At 70.6% G+C, this 3,530-nt stretch carries 3 protein-coding genes and 2 pseudogenes; all 5 read left to right on the top strand.

Annotation, left to right across the window (positions count from 1 at the left end):
* Positions 1–417 precede the first annotated feature (417 nt).
* Positions 418–1,698 (top strand): ATP-binding protein, encoded by a 1,281-nt coding sequence (locus ACY45C_RS20105; RefSeq protein WP_462189118.1) that lies wholly within the window; start codon positions 418–420, stop codon positions 1,696–1,698.
* Between the two features lie 157 nt (positions 1,699–1,855).
* Positions 1,856–2,245 (top strand): roadblock/LC7 domain-containing protein, encoded by a 390-nt coding sequence (locus ACY45C_RS20100; RefSeq protein ID WP_011438685.1) that lies wholly within the window; start codon positions 1,856–1,858, stop codon positions 2,243–2,245.
* Positions 2,242–2,611, top strand: a pseudogene (locus ACY45C_RS20095) (DUF742 domain-containing protein). Before ACY45C_RS20100 ends, ACY45C_RS20095 begins: the two are co-directional and overlap by 4 nt.
* On the top strand, positions 2,592–3,236 hold the full coding sequence (locus ACY45C_RS20090) for a GTP-binding protein (RefSeq protein ID WP_462189117.1): 645 nt from the start codon (positions 2,592–2,594) through the stop codon (positions 3,234–3,236). Before ACY45C_RS20095 ends, ACY45C_RS20090 begins: the two are co-directional and overlap by 20 nt.
* A 2-nt stretch (positions 3,237–3,238) precedes the next feature.
* Positions 3,239–3,530: pseudogene (locus tag ACY45C_RS20085) on the top strand (cytochrome P450); the annotation flags it as partial.

Here is a 3,530-nt window from a genome sequence, read left to right as displayed (position 1 = left end):
TCTCTTGGCAGGTAGGGCGCGACGCACATCGACCATGATCGATCTCGGCGAAGTTCGACCGGATGTACAGCGGCGGCCGGCTACTCAAGGTCACTGATAGCGGCGCGGTGCGGTCTCGCCGAAGCCCTAGATATAACGTCAGACCCGTCCGGAGAGACATCAGAACCGCGAACACTGAGCAAGGTGGCCGCGTGCCCAGTCAGAACATCGCCGTCGGGCCCTCGTCGGCGCGCGAGTCTCTCCGCGGGCCGCGCCCGTGACTGTTCTCCCCGTCCCCGTCGGTCACCGACACACGCCCACGATCAGACCAAGGTTCTGCGAATGAAACGCAAGTGACCGTCACCTCGTGGCTCGGAAGGCGACTTCTCCGTCGTCTACAGTGCTCTGGTAGCGGCAGCCCTGACCGCACTCTGTACAGTGGCCGCCATCCTTCTCGTCGCCCCGCACGCCCGGCGCGCTGTTGCCGTGTGCGGCCTCGTCGCGGCGGTCGCGATCGGCCTGGCCTGCGCCGAGATCCGCCGCCGCGGGCACGAGATCGTCCATCTGCGCCGTCGGCAGGCCGCCACCGAGCAGGAGCTCGTGCACCGCCTGGAGATACAGGAGGCCGAGACCAGCCGCCTCGCCGTCGAGGTGCTGCCCGCCGCGATCAGTCGGCTGCACCGCGGCGACTCGGTCGAGGAGGCGCTGTCCGGCTCGAGCCAGTCGCCCGCCCTCGGCGCCGCGTTCATCAAGGCGCACGACGACGTGGTCCGCTCGGTCCTCGAAGCGGTCAAGGCGGAAGAGGACCTGCGCGACTCCTCGCAGCGCGCGTTCGTCAACGTCGCCCGTCGCGTCCAGGCCATCGTGCACCAGCAGTTCCAGGATCTGCGCGAGATGGAGGAGCGGCACGGCGGGAACCCCGATGTCTTCGACGACCTGCTCCGCCTCGACCACGGCACCGCGCTGATCGGCCGGCTCGCCGACTCGCTCGCCGTGCTCGGCGGATCCCGCCCCGGCCGGCAGTGGCAGCATCCGGTGTCGCTGTTCAACGTGCTGCGCGGCGCGATGTCCCGGATCATCGACTACCAACGCGTCGAACTGCACTCAGTGGTCGAGGTCGCCATCTCAGGACCCACCGTCGAACCGCTCATCCACGCGCTCGCCGAGCTGCTGGACAACGCCACCCGATACTCGCCGCCGCAGACCCGCGTGCACATGACCGCGGTCGAGGTGCAGTCCGGGATCGCGGTCGAGATCGAGGACGGCGGCGTCGGCCTCGGCGAGGAGGCCCGGCTGCGCGCCGAGCGGGTGCTCGCCGAGGTCAAGTCGGGCCTCGACCTCGCCGACCTCGGCGGGAACCCGCGCCTCGGCCTGTCCGTGGTCGGTCGGCTCGCGCAGACCCACCGCTTTCAGGTCTCGCTGCGGCCCTCGGCGTACGGCGGCGTGCGCGCCGTGCTGATCATCCCACGCGACCTGGCCACCGCCGTGCCGCTGTCCGCGGCCAGCCCGGGCGCCGCGGTCCGGCCGAACCCGAACACGCTGATGCCCGCCATCGCCCTGGAGCCGGAGGAGCCGCAGCACATCAAGATCAACAACAACGGCCTGCCGCAGCGCAGGCGCGGCGTCACCGCCCCGCTCGGCGGGAGCGGCAGCCAGCGGAGCCTGACCGCGCCGCGCGGGCTTGCAGTCCGCCGCCCCGTCCCCGCCCGTGTCGAGTAACGCATCCGCTCCCGCCGCGCCGCCCCCGCCGCCCGGACTGTGGCTTGCCGCGTTCCAGAACGCGGTCTCCGGCGAGGGCACGAGCACCCAGCACGCTTTGACTGACGATGCGTCGGGTAAGGAAGGCGAGTAGCCGATGGACCACTTGCGGCCCAGCATGGACTGGATGCTCAAGGACCTTGCGGAGAGCGTGCCGGGCACCCGGCATATCATCGTCCTGACCGCGGACGGCCTCCGCATGGCCCAGTACAACACGGATGTGGACACCGCCGACCGCCTCGCGGCCGCGTGCGCCGGCCTGCAGAGCCTGTCCGCCGCCGTCGGCGCCGAGTTCCCGCAGGGGGACAAGCGGATGCGGCTCGTGGTAATCGAGGTGGGCGGGGGATTCTTCTACCTCATGGCGGCCGGCGCGCGCGCGTACCTCGCGGTGCTGGCCGACGAAGGGGTGGACGCGGGGTTGATGGGACAGCAGATGCGCAACCTGGTCGCACGTATCGGTGAGCATCTCACCAGCCCGCCGCGGATGGAGGAGAGGACGGCCGGGTGACCCCGTCCCCGATCAACGACGCGTCCTCCGCCTGGGAGCAGGGCGGTCCCGAGCGCCTGTACGTCCTCACCGGCGGGCGCGGCGCCTCGGGCCGCCGGGCCGACATCGACCTGATCACCCTCGTGGTGGCGCGGGCCGCGGCCCGAGATGCAGCCGGAACACGCGTCCATCCTGCGCATGTGTCACTGGCCCCTGTCCATGGCGGAGATCTCGGCGTACCTCAAGCTGCCGTTCAGCGTAGTCGCCATCCTGGTCTCCGACCTGCTCAGGGACTCGCTCGTCGAGGTGCGCGCCTCGGTGCGCATGGAAGGAATCGGCGATCCTGAACTGCTCAAGGCGGTGATGAATGGACTCCAGAGGCTCTGAGTTGGCCGTCGGGCCGGCACGCGAGGACACGCTGCCCGCCTCGGCCGCCACCGCGGTCAAGATTGTCGTGGTCGGCGGGTTCGGCGTCGGCAAGACGACCCTGGTCGGCTCCGTCAGCGAGATCAGACCGCTGACGACCGAGGAGACGATGACCGAGGTCAGCGTCGGGGTGGACGACGTCCGCGGGGTCGAGCAGAAGGATGCGACCACCGTGGCCATGGACTTCGGCCGGATCACCATCAACGAGCAACTGGTACTCTACCTGTTCGGCACGCCCGGACAGCAGCGCTTCTGGTTCCTGTGGACCGGCCTGTTCGAGGGAACCCTTGGCGCGGTCGTGCTGGTCGACACCCGGCGGCTCGAGGCCAGCTTCGACGTCATCGGGCGGCTCGAAGACGGCGGCGTGCCGTTCATCGTGGCCATCAACGTCTTCCCGGACGCCCCGAACCACCCGCTGGACGAGGTCCGTGCCGCGTTGGATCTGCCGGCCGCCGTGCCGATCGTCGCGTGCGACGCGCGCAGCCGGGCCTCGAGCCGGGACACCCTGCTGGCCCTCATGCGCTACCTGTACTGGCTGTCCACCCAATCCGCGGCCCCGGTGGCCGCCTCGGCCGCCACGGAGTAAGTGTGTCAACATCCATTCCCGAAGCAGGCGCGGAATCAGGCGCTGCGATCCCGCCGCCGGGGTGTCCGGCGCACGCGGCCTTCGCGCAGGATGCCGCACGGACCGCGCTCTACGGCCCGGAAGCGCAGCACGATCCCGGCGCGGTCTACGAGAAGCTCCGCGCGGAACACGGCGGGATCGCCCCGGTGGAACTCGAGGGTGGCGTCCCGGCCTGGCTGGTGCTCGGCTACCGGGAGAACATGGAGGTCGCTCGCACCCCGAGCCGGTTCACCCGGGACGCCCGGCTCTGGCGGG

It is taken from the genome of Frankia sp. CcWB2 (assembly GCF_977927585.1).
Note: the sequence above shows the minus strand (reverse complement) of the source record. Positions and strands in the feature narration are given on the sequence as shown.